This is a genomic window from Clostridioides sp. ZZV15-6597, assembly GCF_020657815.1.
Lineage (GTDB): Bacteria > Bacillota > Clostridia > Peptostreptococcales > Peptostreptococcaceae > Clostridioides.
In genome coordinates this window covers 1-18,248 of record NZ_JAGWCT010000077.1, presented here as the reverse complement: position 1 = coordinate 18,248, position 18,248 = coordinate 1, and the positions used below count along the sequence as shown (strand labels likewise).

At 27.1% G+C, this 18,248-nt stretch carries 13 protein-coding genes; all 13 read left to right on the top strand.

Annotation, left to right across the window (positions count from 1 at the left end; translation table 11 throughout):
- Positions 1-35: 35 nt before the first annotated feature.
- The 13 genes from KGF52_RS15305 (at position 36) to KGF52_RS15245 (ending at position 18,051) form a co-directional block, all read left to right on the top strand.
- On the top strand, positions 36-473 hold the full coding sequence (locus KGF52_RS15305; RefSeq protein ID WP_227840749.1) for a hypothetical protein: 438 nt from the start codon (positions 36-38) through the stop codon (positions 471-473).
- A 63-nt stretch (positions 474-536) separates the two neighbouring features.
- Positions 537-1,583 carry an LCP family protein gene (locus KGF52_RS15300; RefSeq protein ID WP_227840748.1) on the top strand — a complete coding sequence of 349 codons (1,047 nt, stop codon included), beginning with the start codon at positions 537-539 and terminating at the stop codon, positions 1,581-1,583.
- 228 nt (positions 1,584-1,811) lie between these two features.
- Positions 1,812-2,606, top strand: coding sequence for a hypothetical protein (locus KGF52_RS15295; protein ID WP_227840747.1), 795 nt, complete (start codon positions 1,812-1,814; stop codon positions 2,604-2,606).
- Positions 2,607-2,623: 17 nt separating this feature from the next.
- On the top strand, positions 2,624-2,893 hold the full coding sequence (locus KGF52_RS15290) for a hypothetical protein (protein ID WP_227840746.1): 270 nt from the start codon (positions 2,624-2,626) through the stop codon (positions 2,891-2,893).
- A 20-nt stretch (positions 2,894-2,913) separates the two neighbouring features.
- A complete protein-coding gene (locus tag KGF52_RS15285) occupies positions 2,914-3,165 on the top strand; it encodes a hypothetical protein (RefSeq protein ID WP_227840745.1) in 252 nt (83 codons plus the stop codon).
- Positions 3,166-3,325: 160 nt separating this feature from the next.
- Positions 3,326-3,907 carry a metal-dependent hydrolase gene (locus tag KGF52_RS15280; protein WP_227840744.1) on the top strand — a complete coding sequence of 194 codons (582 nt, stop codon included), beginning with the start codon at positions 3,326-3,328 and terminating at the stop codon, positions 3,905-3,907.
- 107 nt (positions 3,908-4,014) lie between these two features.
- Complete coding sequence (locus KGF52_RS15275) at positions 4,015-4,926, top strand: hypothetical protein (protein ID WP_227840743.1); 912 nt, start codon at positions 4,015-4,017, stop codon at positions 4,924-4,926.
- Positions 4,927-5,002: 76 nt separating this feature from the next.
- Positions 5,003-9,061: an NlpC/P60 family protein gene (locus KGF52_RS15270; RefSeq protein ID WP_227840742.1), complete on the top strand. Its 4,059-nt coding sequence runs from the start codon at positions 5,003-5,005 to the stop codon at positions 9,059-9,061.
- Between the two features lies 1 nt (position 9,062).
- Positions 9,063-14,102: a hypothetical protein gene (locus KGF52_RS15265; RefSeq protein ID WP_227840741.1), complete on the top strand. Its 5,040-nt coding sequence runs from the start codon at positions 9,063-9,065 to the stop codon at positions 14,100-14,102.
- A 118-nt stretch (positions 14,103-14,220) separates the two neighbouring features.
- Complete coding sequence (locus KGF52_RS15260; RefSeq protein WP_227840740.1) at positions 14,221-16,308, top strand: hypothetical protein; 2,088 nt, start codon at positions 14,221-14,223, stop codon at positions 16,306-16,308.
- A 27-nt stretch (positions 16,309-16,335) separates the two neighbouring features.
- Complete coding sequence (locus tag KGF52_RS15255) at positions 16,336-17,064, top strand: hypothetical protein (protein WP_227840739.1); 729 nt, start codon at positions 16,336-16,338, stop codon at positions 17,062-17,064.
- The gene (locus tag KGF52_RS15250) at positions 17,064-17,609 is read left to right on the top strand and encodes a hypothetical protein (protein WP_227840738.1); all 546 of its coding nucleotides are present in this window, start codon (positions 17,064-17,066) and stop codon (positions 17,607-17,609) included. The genes KGF52_RS15255 and KGF52_RS15250 overlap by 1 nt, the downstream gene beginning before the upstream one ends.
- On the top strand, positions 17,578-18,051 hold the full coding sequence (locus KGF52_RS15245; protein WP_227840737.1) for a hypothetical protein: 474 nt from the start codon (positions 17,578-17,580) through the stop codon (positions 18,049-18,051). Before KGF52_RS15250 ends, KGF52_RS15245 begins: the two co-directional genes overlap by 32 nt.
- Positions 18,052-18,248 lie beyond the last annotated feature (197 nt).

Sequence of the window (18,248 nt, the reverse complement as noted above, 5' to 3'; positions counted from 1 at the left end):
GATATAAATAATATAAAAATTTAGGAGGCTTTCAAATGAAAAATAATAAAATAATTGCTTTAAAGTACTTAATTTATAACAATGAAATAATGGGATACAGGGTTAAATTTAAAAATAATATTTATGATATATCAAAAGTATTATGGGACAAATATAAAACAAAGAAATATGTAAATAGGAATGAATCAAATTCAATAGAACTATATTTAATTAATGGACTGTTAATGTCAACTAAAGAAATAAAAAATAATAAAAAATATATTGAATTAAAAGATGAAAGCAAAATAAAAATGCTAGTTGAAGTATATGACTCTAATATAAATAGATGGTCTCAAGAAGATGAAATTAGATTAAAACTTTATGCTGAAAAGCTTACTACTCTAGATGAAGTTATGTCTATAATACCAAACTATTCAGAGGAGTCCATAAAGGATAAATTAAAAGAATTTGGATTAAATTTAAAGCAAAATTAACACTTTTATCATTCAAAATATATCTTTACATATCTAGCTAAGTATATAAAAAAGGAGAAAAATATGAAGTTAAAAAAAATAGGATATTTTTTAGTTTTTCTAATAATTGCAGTTGCTTCTATTAATACATTATTTAGTTCTTCATTATTTGAATCAGAAATAGAAACAATTGGATTTAATAATGATATATCAAGTAAAAGTATAAACACAAATAAAGTTTATACTTACGAAAATGAAAAAGAAGTTTTGAGACAGAAAAATATTGGAGATTTTAAAACAGTTGACGGAATAACTAATATTTTGCTATTAGGAACTGATAAACGTGGAAAAAAAGATGGTGTTCGTACAGATACTATGTTAATAGCTACTATAGATACAGTTCATAATAAAGTTAAATTAACAACTTTATATAGAGATGTATTAGTTGAAATTCCTGGACATGGCAAAGGTAAATTGAACTGGGCTTTTAATTTTGGTGGTATTGATTTACTCAAAGATACTATAGAAGAAAATTATTTTTTGAAATTAGATGATTATGTCTTATTAGATTTTAACAGCTTTATAAAGGTTGTTGATACATTAGGTGGTGTTGATGTAAATATAGAAAAGAATGTATTGAAAGAATTTAATCAACACTTAAATGATATTGAAGGTAATAAAGCAGAAAAGATAAATTCTCCTGGAGCTCATAAATTAAATGGAACTCAAGCTTTATCATATGCTAGAGTTAGATATCATTCTGGAGGAGAACAAGGTCGAACTAAAAGGCAAAGAGAAATTATAAGTTCTATAACTAATAAAATGAAAACAGTAAGTATATTAAAATATCCAAACATTTTAAAATCTGTAATTGATAATATTGATACAAGTTTAAATATTAAAGAGATATTAAATCTTGCTTATACAGTTACTAAAATTAATTATAATGAGATAGAAATGTTGTCTGTTCCATTTGAAGATATTTGTAAAGAAGGTAAATACAAAAAATATGGGTGGGTATTTAGAACAGACCTCTATGTTACAGCACAATTGTTAAATATGTACATTTATCAAGATAAAACTGTAGATTTAAGTAAGATAGATAAAGATTCTTTGATTTATTTGGATTAAATCTATTTAAATAGATTTTAAGCTTTTTAATGTATTAAGACATAGTTTTGTATTACAAATCTATTCGAGCTATCTTAAAACTTCAAATAAAAGCTTCTTTTTTTCTTTGAAAAAATTTTATATAGTTTTAAGTTTAAGATAGTATTTCATATATTAAAAAACTAGATATTTAAGTGTGTTAAAAAATTTAAAGTTATATTTATTCTTAATATTAAGGGAGCTGATTAAATGAAATATAAAATAATAAGTTTTCTCATTATTTCATTATTTGTTTTATCATCTAGTTTTTGTGTAAGTGCTGATGGTTTAAATGAGTTAAATGGAATTGGAGAAAGTGAACAAAATAATGCAGATAATAATTCTAATAATATTACAAACTCTGATTTAGATGATAATGATTCTATTACATCCAACAATATAAAAAATTATTATGATAATTATTATAATAACAATAATTCTTCTGATGTACCAGATTACACTGATAATAAAAATAAGAGTAGCATAAATGCAATCAGCAGATTATTTTCAGGAATATCAGAAGAGGATATAAATAATGCAAATATTATATTAGGACCAGTTTTAAAAATAGCAAGAAAAGTTATAGCAATACTTTCATGTGTAGCTGTAATAGCAACAGGCTTTACAACTGGAGTTGATTTATTGTTTATATCTGCTCCTTTTACACGTGATTTCCTTTATAAAAAAGCTTCTTCAGGTGGTAATGGTATGTATGGTATGGGTGGAACACAAGATTCAACATCTAAAAGATGGATTTCAGATGTGGCTCTTTCTTGTGTTGTTGAATTTGAGAGTTCACAAAATAATAATCAGAATTATCCAGGTATGCAGCAGCAGCCTAGGAAAAAAGATATGATATTTTCTTATATTAAAAGAAGAAGTGTTCACATTGTCTTATTTACAATGTCATTAGTGTTATTTAGTACAACAGTATTGAATGATTTTGGTTTTAGAATTCTAGACTTTATACTTAAGTATTCTTATTCATTCATAAATTCCATTTAAAATAAGGAGAGATAGCTATGAAATCATTAGAATTTTTAAGAAAACAAAAAATGTTAAAAGAAACAAGAAATGAATTTGCCTCAAAAGAAAAAGAACAAAAATTAATAATAGAACTTACTGATAAAATAGGTGATTATCTAGATAACAACGATTCAATTATGATTGAAGTAGATGTAAATGTGGTTGTAGAATTTATAAATATATTAAATAAATTTACTTCTATATATGACTTTATGCAAGTAGATAAAAATAAATTTATTTTTTATAATAAAGAATTAAAAATATAGGAAAGGTTAAAATCATTAAAATGGGATATAAAGCTAAAAGAAATTTAAATAAAGCTATAAATGCAATATCAGAGGAATTAAATATATCAGAAGTAGTAGTACAAGAGGTTTTATTAGCTTATATAAGATATATACATACTTCTATTGAAAAAGGTAAAAACATTCTACTAGATACTGTATTTTCAATTAAACAATATAAAACAGAAGAAGGAAATATTATTTTAAGGGGAAGAGTATCTGAATATATAAAAGATAAAGTAAAAGATAAATAATAAATATATATATATATATATTAAAGATAAGTATATATATATATTAATAAGATATATAAAGTATTATTTTATATAATATAAAAAGATATATATATTTATAAAAAGTAATTGGTTTTTAACCAATTACTTTTTTATTTTTAGAAACAAATCAGGAAGTGTGGTGAGGACAATATTATATAAAACTCATAAAGCTGGTGGAGCATTGGCTATGTTAATAGTGTTTTCTTATATGAAGCAAAAAGGATTATTAGTTGAAAATATAAACCCATTTATTCAACTCTCCATTATGTATCCAGCTTCATCTTTTGGAAGTACTGTAAGTGATTTAGATTTAGCATGGTGTAATGTTAAAGAGAAAACACCTATTAATTATTTCTGTCATAGTCTTATTGCTCTAACTAGGCCAGCTCACAGAAGTTGGCAAACTCATAGTCTGATATTCGTTGGAGGTATTTGTTCACTTTTATATTCAGCAATGCATCTTATATCTCAGATATATGGAGAATCCATGTCTATTACATTATTAAGAATGATGTTGATTGGGTTTATATGTGGAATAACAAGTCATCTATTCTTAGATTCATTTACAATGATGGGAATACACATATTACCAGGGCAAATGTTCAGTTTTGTTCCTCATATTGAGATGTTTGGAACAGGAAGTAAATGGGAAGATATTGTGTTTAAATCATTATCTATAGGCATAGTTCTAGTTTTACTTTTTATTTTGAAAAACATATGAGTGAGTTTTTGATAGATAAAGCAGTTTGACAGACAAAGAGGAGGAAGATAAAAATCATAGTGTATTTTTACTTGTAATTCACTATGGAAATTTATGAGGTAATTGTAATGAACATTAAACGATATTTAGTGATGTTAATAACTATTATACTTACTATTTTATCTTTGGGAGTAGTATCTTTCGCAGACCCAATTGAAACAGATGGGAATGTAAACAATGGAGTTGGTGGTGTTGTTCCAAAAACTACTGCTAATGCAGGAGGGACATATTCTGCACCTTCAAGTAATCAAGATGGTGTAGTTGAAATAAAGATACCTCAAAGTGACCAAAAAGCTATAGGAGAAATTGCAGAAAAAATAAATAGTGCTGATAAAGGTGGACAAGAGCCTTTACAGGGAAAAGAACCAGATGTAAATCTAACAGGAACTGCATTTCAAGTTAGTGAGGGAGCTATAAAATTCAATTCAAAAGAATTTTCTCAAGCAGATACTAAAAGTGCAAAGCAGAACTTAAGAGCCTTTGTTGATGAATTAAAGAAATCTCAAGTGTCAGATGAAACTCAGCAATACATATTTGACCTTATATCACAAAATAATGCTGATGCTTCTGTAATGTTAATTCCTATAATTATTGATAGTACACGTGCTGACATGTTTACAGGTATGAAAATAGTTGGCCCTTTTTTAGAAATATTTAGAGTTGCCGCTGGAGTTGCAAGTATTATTATAATTGTATTGTTAATAGCTTCTTCAATCGTTGACCTTGTTTATATTGGTGTACCTCTTGGAGATAGAGATAACAAAAAACCAATGTTTATTTCTCCTGAAGCAATGTCCGCAGTACGAGAATCTGTATCATCAATCAGTTCAGGTGGACAGTTTAAAAATGCATATGTTGTCTATTTAAAACGAAAAGTATTTTCTTATATAATTCTATCTATTTGCTTGTTATACCTAATTGCTGGAGAGTTAGGTGGAGTTATAGGATGGTTTTTAAACCTAGCAAGTGGATTAGTTTAAGATTAAGTAAAAATTATAAAAGAGAAGAAAGTCTTGTACATTTCTTCTCTTTTTATATATAAGGAGGATAAAGAGATTGGATATAAAGAAATTCATAAAAAGAAGCTTATCTCTTTTATTAATATTTTTAATTACTATATCTTATAGTAGTACCTTGTTATTAGTGTCTCCTAGAAAAGTATTTGCAGAAGAAAATATGGCTGATAAATTTGTTCAATTAGCCTTGGCACAAAGAGGTAAACCATACCATTTTGGAGCTAAAGGCCCTGATTCATTTGATTGTTCAGGTCTAATATATTATTGTCTAAAGACAATTGGATTTAAAGATAATTATGTAACTTCATCTGCTGTATACAATGGAAATGTTAGTTGGATGACTCAAGTAGACTTATCTGAGGCAAGAGCTGGTGATATTCTAGCAAACAGTGGGCATGTAATGATTTATTTAGGTAATTATCAATATGTGCATTCACCACAAACAGGAGATGTTGTTAAAGTATCAAAATTAAATTCTAATGGTATAAGAGGTAAACAAAAGGTAAGAGTTTATAGAATTAATGGACTAGGTAATCCAAGCAGTAGCTCAGTTAATACAGGAGAAAATAAAAATACTGTAACAGGGAAAGTTGAATTCTTAAATTGGTTTGAAGATTCCTCAGAAGTGAATAAAGCATTTCCTAGAGATGAATATGCTAAAAATACAAAAGATAATAGTTTTATAGTTGCTGATGTAAAAACAGGTAAAACATTTAAAGCTATAAGAACAGGTGGAACAAATCATTCTGATACAGAAACTGTTACTCAAAAAGATACAGATATATTAAGGAGTATATGGGGAAGCTTGGATAGTTGGGAACGTAGACCAGTTATAGTTTATAGTAAAGGAAAAATGTATGGAGCTTCTATGGCTGGGGCATTTCACGCTGGACTAGAAAGTGAACCTGCTAGGGTTCATACAAATAAAAATAGGTCTAATGGATTTGGACCTGGAATAAATTATGATTCAGTGAAAAATAATGGAGCAGATGGCCATTTTGATATACATCTTATAGGTTCTAGAACTCATACAACTAATTCATTAAACGCAGCTCATCAAGATACTGTTAAGAAGTTAAAAGAACAATATAATGGAAAAACATATACTATAAATTTAGATAATAATTCAGGAAGTTCTTCAAATAATAGCAATTTTGAAGGTGATACAACTTTAGCAGATGCATTAGTAGAAGTTAATTATCCAGATACATCTAAAATGGCTGGTGGAACAGCTCATGTAAAACCTGAAGGATGTGAACCACCAGAAGGCTCATACTATTTTGATAAAGATGGATGTATGGTATTAAAAACAAAGTGGAACAGAAAACCTGGTTTATTTGAAAAAATATTAAAAGGTAAACAAAATGCTGTTGTATCTGAGTTTGAACAATTGGAAAATGACAAGTTTGGAGACTGTGAAGTAAATGGAGACTTATCAAAAACTATTAATTTATGGGATTATGACCTAGATAAACTATATACAAATGACCAATCAATCGCTTTTTATATGAGTGATGGTTCTACACAATTTAGAATGTATATTCCAAGAGGTGTAGATGACAATGGTAATAATGTAAATAAAGAAATAATTGATATGACAATACTAGCTATTCAAGCTTATAAAATGGTTGTATTACAAGGAATAACAGGTGGAGCTATAAAAACTGGATATAATTTATTCACTTTTTATTCAAATAAACAAGTTCCATTAAAAGACATTTTAGACGTAAAACATTTAAAAAATGGCGTTAGACCATTGAAATCAAATGGATTACTTAGATATTCTTTAGATTACTTCTATCATCCACTTTTAGGTAAAATTGATGCAAAAGATGTGCCTAGGACAGATGATGAATGGAGGGAAAAGGAAAAAGAAATTGATTTGATTTATAGTGAAAATGGGAAATTGAAATTTGATTTACATCCTGATTTCAAAAGTTTTATGGATAAAACTTCTGCTGAAGGCAAAACTTCATCAGACATACAAGGTATACCAGTTCAAGATACAGATGGAGTAGAAACTTATAAATTACCTTATTCTAAAGCTAAAATCAAGCCACTTAACCGTGTTACAACATTAATGAGAGTTGTAATGCCTTATAAGTTTGAAAAAAGAGATACTACTGATAAATATACATTGAAACCAACTTTAGGATATGTATTAAAAGATGAAGTCCAACTTTTTATAACACATGCACAAGTATTTTTAAAAGATTCTGATGGAGGTTATCAAAATAAGGCTAGTTTTAAAACATATGGGATAGATGATGATGGTTTAGCTTTTTATAAATACGAACTCGATGGAAAAACGGTAGGAGCTATAGTACCAACTGTATATAATGAAGTTGTTTACAATACAGAAGAAAATAAACCATATTACACAGGTAGACAAATAAAATTTGATAATAATTATATTGAAGGATTAGAATTCAAAAATAATAACTTAGAAATGTTATCAGCTGACCATATAGGTGCAGGTAAAACGTCTTTAAGATTGGATGAGATAGCTTTTGAGGAAGGTTCAAGCTATTTATTAGGTGAGAATCATGTTAATGTTGGATTAAATTCAGATAGCTTTTACTTACAAACAGATTTTGATACCAGAACAGAAGGGAAACCTTCTGAAACATCAAAAGAAGATATACAAGTAGCTGAAGAAGCTGAAGAAGATAAAAAAAATAAAGAAGATGAAAAGCAATCAGATTCATCAAACGAAAATAAAACATCTTCCCAAGAAGGAGATAATGAAGATAGTTCTAATGATAGCTCTAATTCCAGTGAAGAAAATATAAATCTAAGTAAAGCTTTTGTTGGAAAAGAGTTAGAAAGAGTATTTGATAACAAAAAAGAATCAAATAACATAATTTTAAACCTTACACCAAAAGTATATGCTGAAGGTGAAAATGATGATGTATCTGCTTTATCAAAGGTTAAAAATTTCTTTACAAGAAGTAAATCGAATGAAGTTGATATTGGAAATGCAAATAAAGATTGGGGACATGGAATAACAGAATCTCAATTATCTAAAGAAACAAGAAAAGAAATCAAAGGTTATGAGAAGCAGATAATTCAATTATCTAACATATATAAAGTTAATCCTGCACTAATGCTATCTATTATGATACAAGAATGTGGTGGTTCTCCTAGTTCGGGGCATAAAAACAATCCATTTTCTAATGGAAATAGAACATTTCCTACAATGTTAGAAGGTATTAATAGAGGGATATTCAATGTATCATACAATCATATAGCAAAATATAAGCCAAAATCTATTGATGAATTAGCAAAAAGATATTGTACAGTTGGAACTTCTGGTTGGATAAAGGGAGTTAAAAGTGTATTTAAAAAGATAACTGGTAGAGATTTTAAAGCTTCAGATATGGGAAATGGTGTAAATGCTAAATCAGATGAGTATATTGATGAAAAGAAATTACCTTCATATAATGAATCAATTGATAATAGTGATAATTCAGATAGTGATATTCCAGTTGGTGATGAAGGTATTACAAATAGTAATGAACAGCTTTATAGTGGATTTTCAATATATAGAAACAATTCAACAAATAATAACTCTAATTTATTAAGTTGGTTACGTTCTCCAACTGCACGTTCCTTAACAAATGCAGAAGCTGAAGAAGCAAATAATTATATAGTTGGAGAATTTGAAGTAAAAAATGATATGCCTTCATTTAAAGATTGGCAGAGAATAAAAGAAATATCTTCTGAGCTAAATTCAAATAAGAGTGCAAGAGCATATATAACATTTGCAATAAAGATAATAACAATGTTTTTTGGAATAGCATTGATTCTTTATTCAATTACATTAGTTTTAGCATATTTTCTAGATATCCATAATTTTGGTATAGATTTCTCAATCGTAAGTATTATGACACGAGGAAAATTATATTCTATATCATGGAGTATAAGAGATGAATATTTAAATACAAATTCAACAGTAAAATATGTAACTCATGTAGATATTTTAAAAATCTCATTTATTATACTACTAATTGGTTCAATTTTTATACTTAGTACACCAATTTTAGAAGTATTAGCTTATTTATATATAAAAATAAGAGAATTGATTGGAGGGTTTTAGGGTGAAAAAAAAGAAACAAAAAATATTTTATAAGAAATTTATGAGTATTTTTATAGTATCAATTATGTTAATTTCTGTTTTTTCACCATTAGTATCAGCTGAACCTGCTCAAAATGCAGGTTCAACTACTGGTGAAAATTCAGATTCTGAAGATAAAAGTGGTAGCAGTGCAACAGCAATGGGTACAAGTATGATTTCCTTTTTTAGAAATGAAAGAAATGGACTAAACACAGGAGGAATTGCAAAAGAAGAGTACTTAGTCTATGGAGCATATTTATCAAATTATTTCTTGCCTGGAAGCACCACAGTAAGTGATTTTAAAAGAAATGATTTAGCAGATAAATTGAGTAAACGACATTTTGATGGTAGTGATAAAACTTCTACATTTTTAGAGTTAAATACAAAACTATATGATGCAATTACATCTAAAGATAATGGTCTTGGTGGTTCAAAAAGTTCATTAAAATTTAATAATAATGACGTAGATGGTGTAGCTTTTTTAACAGCAATGGCTACAGAAAAAAAACTTACTTGCAATGGGAAAACTGTAATAGATTTTAGCCAAAAAGGTTATAAAGGTATGATGCAGATTCTTACAGGTATAGTACCAGAAGTTGTTTTGGGTGAGAAAGGTATAAGAAAATGCAAAAAACTATATATAGATGGAATAGGTAATGTTTGGGGAAGCTATGGAGATGTCAGCATGGATAAATATATGTTAATAATTCCTGCTTGTCTTAACCCTTCAGCTTTTGCCAATGGTGGAGGAAAAATCCCTTTGAATAATGTTTTTGCAATGGGATGCTTAATAAATGTTGATGATGATAATATTCTAAATGGAAGTGATAGTAAGTTTTTGCCCTATTACAATTTGAAAAGTAGACTAAAAGGTGATGATTCTAAAAATATGTTAAGTATTTATGGAATGTTATCTCCAACAGATTTTCTAGGCTCTACAGATAGAATAATTAAGGGTGGAAAATCTTTAGATAATTCTTCTGTAATAAATAATATAAAAAAAATAATAAATGCAAAAGAAATTAATGGTTCCTATAGTTCTGGAAAATTTAAAATTATATTATCATTAGATTTTTCTAAATACAGCTCATTAAGTAAAGATATTGGCAATATATTTCCTAAAAAGAAAGAGAATAGAAGCAAATTAACACATTATCTAGGTGATGCTATTGTGGCTGGTAAAGGAGAAGTAACTGATAATATGTATTATTTTGCAGATTCTATGTCTAAAAATAATAGCTCAAACTTTCTAGGTAATCAAAATGCTGGTAATTTTAAATCAAATGGAGAAGATACAAATGAATTATTACAAAATTTAGTCTCAAGAGATGGACTATTTACAGCAGATGAGAAAGGAAAACAAGAATTTTATACAAATGGGACAATCAATAGTAAATTTTTAAATTTTCTTAAAGAATTCTATGGAGATAAAAATTCACAGAAAACTAAAGCTAAAGACTATATAGCTGGAAAAGCATCTAGTGATTCTTTAAATAGATTGGTTGCTTTTTTTAACACAGGTACCTTTAATCATGCAAGTCAAAATCAAGTTAATGATACATTATCTTCAACTTCAAATAATGGTTTGATATTTCACATGTTGTTACCTGGAAATAAAATGAATCTAGTTGATAAAGGATTATTTCAAGGTGATGTTCCTGCTGTAAGTGGTATGACATACATGGATACTATTTTAAGGGATATGACTTATCTATCAAATGGTAAATGGACAGTTGAAAGTCTTGTTGGTACAGATGATAAATCTTATAAACCTTTTGTTCTTAGAAGTAAAGGATTCCTTATGCAAGGAAAAGATTTTGGTGGATTAGATGGAGTTAAAACTGCTGATATAAATAAAATCGCAACTTTATTTTTTACTGCATTATCTTATAAGGTAGTATCAATTTCAAAAGATGTTAGAAGATGGATAACTTATGATACTAAAGCTGGTTCTAATATAGAAATGGCCACTGGTGGTAAAACAAAAATATCATCTAATATAGCAAATGGAAATAACTTTTGGGCTGGAATATATTGGGGGTATATGGTTAACATTTTAGGCATTCAAATTAAGGATGGTAAATTAGTTCCTACTTCAAATGGTAGTGGTCTACTTCCTGATTTAGATGTTGCTACAACAGGTACATTAGATTTAAATGGTGTTGGAGAAGGTGGAGTAGATAAATCACAAGAAAAAAGCTTGGAAGATATGCAAAAAGATATTATTAGCAAGATTTATGGATTACTTCAGCCAGAATCTAATGAATATAGAAACTCATGGATAAAATCAACTTTGGATGGTTGGGTATTAACAACACATAAAAATATTACTGGGTCATGGCTAGGCAATTCTTTTACTGTTGGTAAAGATGTAGCTAGTAGCTATAGTTCCTCTGTAGGATATATTAATTTACCTTCTTTATTAGATATACCTTTAACTTCCTGGTTTATAAAAGACTATGGTATGTTGTATTTATTTTTCTTATTATTAATATTAATTATGATAATTTGTTCAGTAATAGTTAATATTAGGACAATAAGAGAAGCTATACTTATGTTTTTATTAATGTCAGTAATACTCATGTTACCACAAAGTTTAATAGTCAATATGGTAGACATGACTAATGCAATGAGTGATAAAATTTTTTCAGAAAAGTTCAATTATTGGGCTATAACTCAAAATGAACAAATTATACAAACTAATAAATCAGATGCAGCAACAATAGAAGATACAAGAATTGAAAAAATTAATGAAGCTGGCCAAGGAAGTAATAATATAAATAGTTCAGCAGAAGAAGCTTCTGTTACTTTAAAATGGATGTCTCCTAAAAAAGAAGATGTATTTAAACAAATATTTACTGGAGATATAGTATCAAGTGGATTAGAAAAAAATATGGGTATCTTTAGATTTTTATTTAGTAATTTTTTTAATCAAGAAGAATATGTAAATACTAATGATTTTGTAAATTACTTATATAGACCCTATAGTTCAATTATAAAAGATGCAAAAGATTCATATAATAGTTTAACCAATAATAGCTCTGAAAAAGATAAAGTAAGTGGAGATATTGGAAACTATTGTTCTGGAATATCAAATTTACCATCATATAGGTTTAAAGCTATAAGAGGAAGTTTAGATTTACTTAAAGATTATTCTGATGTAGTTGGTGTATATAAATATGACAGTAATTCTCCGTCTGGCTATAATACAAGTGGTAGTACTAGTGATACTGATAAAAATGATTCAGATAGTAAAACTAGTGAAAGTAATGATAGCTATCGTTATTGGGGATTAGCTAATAACAGCATAACTAGTTCCATTTTTAGAGAAGATTATGATTTAGAAACAGCAGGTCTAACTGGATATTCACAAGATGATTATTCTAATGCATTTTTACTATTAACAGAGAGTCCATTTTATTATTTTTATAATGTATTACGAAGTCGTTATGAGGTAATGGATGGAGGGTTTAAATCTGCATTATTAACTAAAGATGTGTTTAAGACTTTAAATACAGATACAACAGCAGATAAAGAGCTGAGAGATTTTCTTGATTTGGAAGGTCTATTCACATATATAATACCTTATTTAAAACAATCAAATGAATATGTTTACAACTGGACAAACATATACGGGAAAAAAATAAATAGATATAATTTTGAAACTGGAACTCCTGGTGAAGAATATGAAGAAGAATATGAAGAAGCAAAAATCCAAAAATCAGCTATGGAAAATGTATGGAAAATGTACACACCTTGGGTTGACCAATTATACACTCTAAATACAAAAGACTATAAAGTTGGAAGAGGACTTGGGTTAAAAAAGGGTGACTTAGTAGAAGATACAGTAAATCCAGCTGCCTATAATACTCAAACTAGACCTATGGTATTTTCTCCTGCTGCAATGAATATAAATAGCCTAAATAAAACTAATTTAACTGATATAGAATATAGAACTCAAAAAGTTTTAGAAGATACTTATGAAGACTTTATGTATTTAATTAATTATTATGATTTCTCAGATGAAACATTAATCAATATAGGTGCTATGATGGCAACATTTAATTTTAATAGTTGTTTTTCAAGTAATAAAATTTTAGGAACAGGTAGTAGATTATATCCTCAAAACTTTGAGTTGAAAAATTTCAATTATGATGCATTTCAAAGGCTTATGTTGGCTAATTCTACAGGAGAACCAATTAAAAATGAAAATGATTTGTATGAAAGAATTTTAAGTAAAACATCTATTTTTACAGGATTTCTTATATTATTGAAGGATGTATTTGGTGTATTTTTAGTTCCTTCTATTAAAATGTTAATATTACTTATATTATTCTTTTTAATGATAGTTATAAGCTTGTCAGTCGCTACAGCACCTGTTAAGAAAGTATTTGAAAAAGTATTTAATCAGATAGGAAAGCCAGTTTTGATTTTTTCATCTAGTTCTATTGTTTTTGCTTGGATAATTTCTATATTGATGGGTGAAGGTTTTTCATCTTATGTTGGAAGTAAAACTTTATCAGCTGGAATTACAGACCCAACAATCTTATTAATAATAGCTTTAATAATAGACTGTATATACATGTTTTTCTTGTTTAAACTATTGACTTCACTATATCATACTTTGAAAAAATGTAGTATATCTGCAATATTAAATATGGTTGCATTAGGTGGCTCTATTACAAGTTCAATTGTTAATAGTATCAATGATTTTGGTAAAGAAATTACTGGAGATGGCTTCTCAAATGGAGGATTTGCTAATGGAGAAGTTAAAAATAGTGTTACAAAAGAAGAACATACAACTAATAATACTTATATAAATACAAATAATATAGATTCTAAAAAAGAGAATTCTTCAGATGAAAAGGATACTTATTATGAAAATAGAAAAGCTTTTAAAACTGAGCAACAGAATACAAAAGAAAAAGCTTTTATAGAAAAATTAAATACCCTAAGTAATACTAGAGGTAATGTAGATAAAAATAAAACATCTTCCCAAAACTCTTCAGATAATAATAAATAATATATATAAGATATATACAAGATATATATCTTATATATAAATAAGATTTATATATATTAAGAGAAAAAGACTACTATTAATAAAAATATGTAGTCTTTTTTATTTGGAGGAGATATATATGTTTACATTTATTTATAAGTTATACCATTTATTATCTAAAAAAATAAAAAATAAAGATATAGATAGTGAAGATAATATAAACGAAAAAGATATAAGTAATGATTATACAAAGAGAAATTATAAAACAAAAAAAATATTTAGTAAAATAATTTCTTTTTTCTTTATGTTTATAGATAGTATATCTTCCTTGATATTATTTATTGTTCCAATACTATCAATGATATCTATATTTCTGCTGTTAGGTGCATTTATAACACTTATGTCTTTTATTTCCATATTCAACAGTGAAAATATTGTTGTAGATGAAAAAGACAAAATTATATCAGGAAATAGTAGCTCTAATAGTTCAACAAGCTCTCTAGAGTGGACTGAAGAAGAATTAGCTCAATATGGAGTTAATTTAAATGACTATGAAAAGAATATATATCGTTTAGGTATTTATTATAATAATTCTTTAAAGGGATATAATGGTAGTCCTATCTACTCTGGAGATGAACAACATATGGTTCAATTATTTAATTTAGGTGTCCTAAGTACAGAGAACGGGATGCAATTTTATAGGAACAATAAACAATATGATATATCAAAAATTCCTTCAGATATACCATATAATTCAGCAGGATATGGATACCTTGGATTATCTAGAAAAGAATCATTAACACCTATGGGAAATAGAATTCCTGAAGCTAGTAAAAGTGCTGTTCGTAATAAATATAAACCAACAAAATCATATAGTGCAGAGAGCCAATACTCTCCATTTGGTGCATTAGCTCTTAGTACAATATGGAAAGAAAAGCAAAATGCATATGCAGATAAAACTGTAGATAAAGTTACAAAAGTTGTTGAAAGTTGGGGAATAAATAGTAATAAAGAATATATGGTTAATTTCATAAAAAATTGTTTGATTAATGCCCAGTTTCATGGTGCATATCTAAAAGACCATACTGCATATGCAAATTTTATATGTGCTATGTATTGTGCTACTTCAGACAATGATGCTGAAAGAAGTTTTGATAAATGGACTATTAGTGGTGGATATGATGAAAGTAGCCTGAGAAAATCTATTTTAGGTACAAGTAAACATGGTAGTGTAAGAAGTTTATCAACTCCAAAACAATTTTCAAAAACATTAGGAAGTTCAAAGTTAAGTTTAAATGGAGTTCAGTTAACAGAACCTTTATGGACTTTTTTGTGGAATAAGTTTGAAAATAAGCAAGGTATGAAAGATGCTTGGAATGGTTGTAAAAATCTTAAAGTAGCAGACCAAGTATTAAATTTTCATTATGGTCTTAATTCTTATTTACAAGCAGTTAGAATGCAAAACAACCTTGCAGATAAGATGGGAATACCTAAAGAAGATTCATCAAGTAATGTTCCAAATGTCAGTATTGGCAATTTTAAAACAACAAAAGGTAAAGGACAAGCTATTGTTGATGGTAAATCTACAGAGACACTATTAAGTTCATATAGTGGAAATGCAAAAAGCTACATAATGAATACTTTAAAACCTCACTGGGGAACAGCTTCATATTTAGAAGGTAAAGGGAGTGCTTTTAGTTCAAATTATAAAGATGTAAAATTTGGAGTTCCTTTCTTTGGACAGGGAAGTAAATTTGCTGAAACATATGGGACTTTACCTTGGTATCCAAATGGTGCTACCTATAATCGTTCTGGTTGTATGATATACTCTTGTGCATATACAGCTAGTGCTCTTTCAGGTAGATTAATAAACCCTCCTGAGATGGGAGCAATAATGATAATGAAAGGAGGACTAGTTAGTGCTGGTATATCTATGGGAAATATGCCAAATGTATTTAGTAGTATTGGTTTAAAAAGCAAATATTATGAAGATAACAATTGGATAAATCATATAAATGAAGCTGTAGATAAAGGAGGAATAGCAATAATAAGATTAGCTCCACCATATGCTTCTGGTTCAGAACACTTTGTAGCTATAACAGGTAGACAAGGAGATAAATACAATATGTACTCATCTACACATATTGACCATAGTATGCAATTGCAATCAAAGGATTCTTTATTAAAAGCTAAAAAATCAAATAGAATGTTGTGTGTTTGGAAATAAAATTATAATTTATATTTGGGGGTTAACATGAAAAAACTTTCTTTTTTTATAATAATATTAAGAGTTCTTATTATAGCTTTTTGTATTCTTTTAATAAGAGATAATTATAAATCTAAAGATGATTTATTGGAAAGTTCATTAAAAATAGGCTCTATAGTAAGTGACTTTTACAAAGGTAAAGATAATTTAAATGATTTAATCAATTACAATACAGTAAGTGGGAAAGTAATTTCTCAGTTAAATGATTATAATAAGAAATTAAAACAATTAGATAAGGCAGAGTTTAACTTGACATTACACTTTAATACAGTTTATAAGGATGAGAAAGTTGAATATTCTGAAGGTACTCCTGTTGTAGATGATTATAATGAAAATAATATAGAAACATCTTTATCTAATGAAAAAATAGAAAATGATAAAAATATTTATACTAAAAATGGGTTGGATTTTATAAAAGTAAGTGATATAAAAATTATAGATAATTCATATGGGACATTAGCATATAAAAACAAATGGATGGTAATACCATTAGAACAAATACCTCTTACTTATGATAGATTAATTAAAAACGTAAGTTATAAATATAAGTTAAATACTTATAAAAACAATAAAGATAAACATAACTATATAGAACTATCATACATTTCTAAACAAGATAGCTCAAAAAAATTATTAATAAAAGTATATTACTATAAGAAAAAAATAGTAGATATAGATATTAAAGATAATTTATGGGTAGTTAGGAGGAACAATTAATGAATAAAGTAGCATATGAAATTGTTAGGCTAATTATATCAATAATTTTGCTTATTGTAGTAATAAGTATCTATATGTTTAATGATAAATATAGTCATTCATTAACCAATTCAAAAACAATAAAGACAATTAATGCAGATGATACTCTTAATAATTACTACTTATCATATGAAAAAAGTAAAAAAATAGAAGATATAATATTGAAGAACATATCAAATGAAGTTGATTTTATATATGTTAAAGAGATTGGAAAATTTTCTAATGATTTTGCAAATAAATTAAGTTTAGAATTAATACAATTTAAAGATGATATTAAACATTATATAGATGACACAACTTATGAAGAAGAAAATAGAAATAAAAAAAGTAAATTAGAAATGTTAAAAGAATATACCAAAATACATTACTTTTTAGACAGTAATACTGGAGAATTAATACAAACATTTATATTTTATTTTCCAAATGGCAATATCTCAAGAATAGAATTAAATTGGATGGAAGGAGAATGTGTAAATGATACCATCTTTTCTAACAAAACTTATTAATATTATTATGATTATAATGCTCATAGTTACTATATTTATGACTTTTGATAAAGATATTCCTACTTCTGACAATCTAAAATCATTGAATAATTTTAATAATGCTAAAGTTCTTGCAACAAATTGTGTTGATTTATATAAATTGGGAAATGAAAACGAATTTGAAAATGTTAAATCTAAGCTTTATGATACTTTCAGTACAAGTTTACAAAATGAATACTTTGATGTTGATTTAAAGAGTGAAAATACCCCTGTAACAAGTATAAAATTATTGAATATAGTTGGAGAAAATCTTGATGAGAAAAAAATAGTAACTAAGAAAAATACTGCTCTAAGCTATCTATTTAAAATTGATGTAGAATTAGTTAGGAATAATGAAACTATAAATAAATGTATGTTGGTTACTGTTAAAAATAATAAGATAACTACAATAGAATCATTATAATAATTGAATATATATATATAGATATATAGATATATAACATCAGTCTCTTATACACATGTGACGCTGCAGACGATACACATTATATAGATGTCGCAGATCAGCGTGGCATTAACAACGAAAGTAAAGTATGAGAAATGAGTGATATACGCATCAGAAGAAGACAAAGAGATGCACGTATATGTATATAATGCGACAGA

What these genes read in the sequence shown, in the direction of transcription:
- KGF52_RS15250 (WP_227840738.1), top strand. Translation starts at nt 17,064, where the DNA reads ATGAATAAAGTAGCATATGAAATTGTTAGGCTAATTATATCAATAATT.
- KGF52_RS15295 (WP_227840747.1), top strand. Translation starts at nt 1,812, where the DNA reads ATGAAATATAAAATAATAAGTTTTCTCATTATTTCATTATTTGTTTTA.
- KGF52_RS15290 (WP_227840746.1), top strand. Translation starts at nt 2,624, where the DNA reads ATGAAATCATTAGAATTTTTAAGAAAACAAAAAATGTTAAAAGAAACA.
- KGF52_RS15285 (WP_227840745.1), top strand. Translation starts at nt 2,914, where the DNA reads ATGGGATATAAAGCTAAAAGAAATTTAAATAAAGCTATAAATGCAATA.
- KGF52_RS15275 (WP_227840743.1), top strand. Translation starts at nt 4,015, where the DNA reads ATGAACATTAAACGATATTTAGTGATGTTAATAACTATTATACTTACT.
- KGF52_RS15260 (WP_227840740.1), top strand. Translation starts at nt 14,221, where the DNA reads ATGTTTACATTTATTTATAAGTTATACCATTTATTATCTAAAAAAATA.
- KGF52_RS15245 (WP_227840737.1), top strand. Translation starts at nt 17,578, where the DNA reads ATGATACCATCTTTTCTAACAAAACTTATTAATATTATTATGATTATA.
- KGF52_RS15255 (WP_227840739.1), top strand. Translation starts at nt 16,336, where the DNA reads ATGAAAAAACTTTCTTTTTTTATAATAATATTAAGAGTTCTTATTATA.
- KGF52_RS15305 (WP_227840749.1), top strand. Translation starts at nt 36, where the DNA reads ATGAAAAATAATAAAATAATTGCTTTAAAGTACTTAATTTATAACAAT.
- KGF52_RS15300 (WP_227840748.1), top strand. Translation starts at nt 537, where the DNA reads ATGAAGTTAAAAAAAATAGGATATTTTTTAGTTTTTCTAATAATTGCA.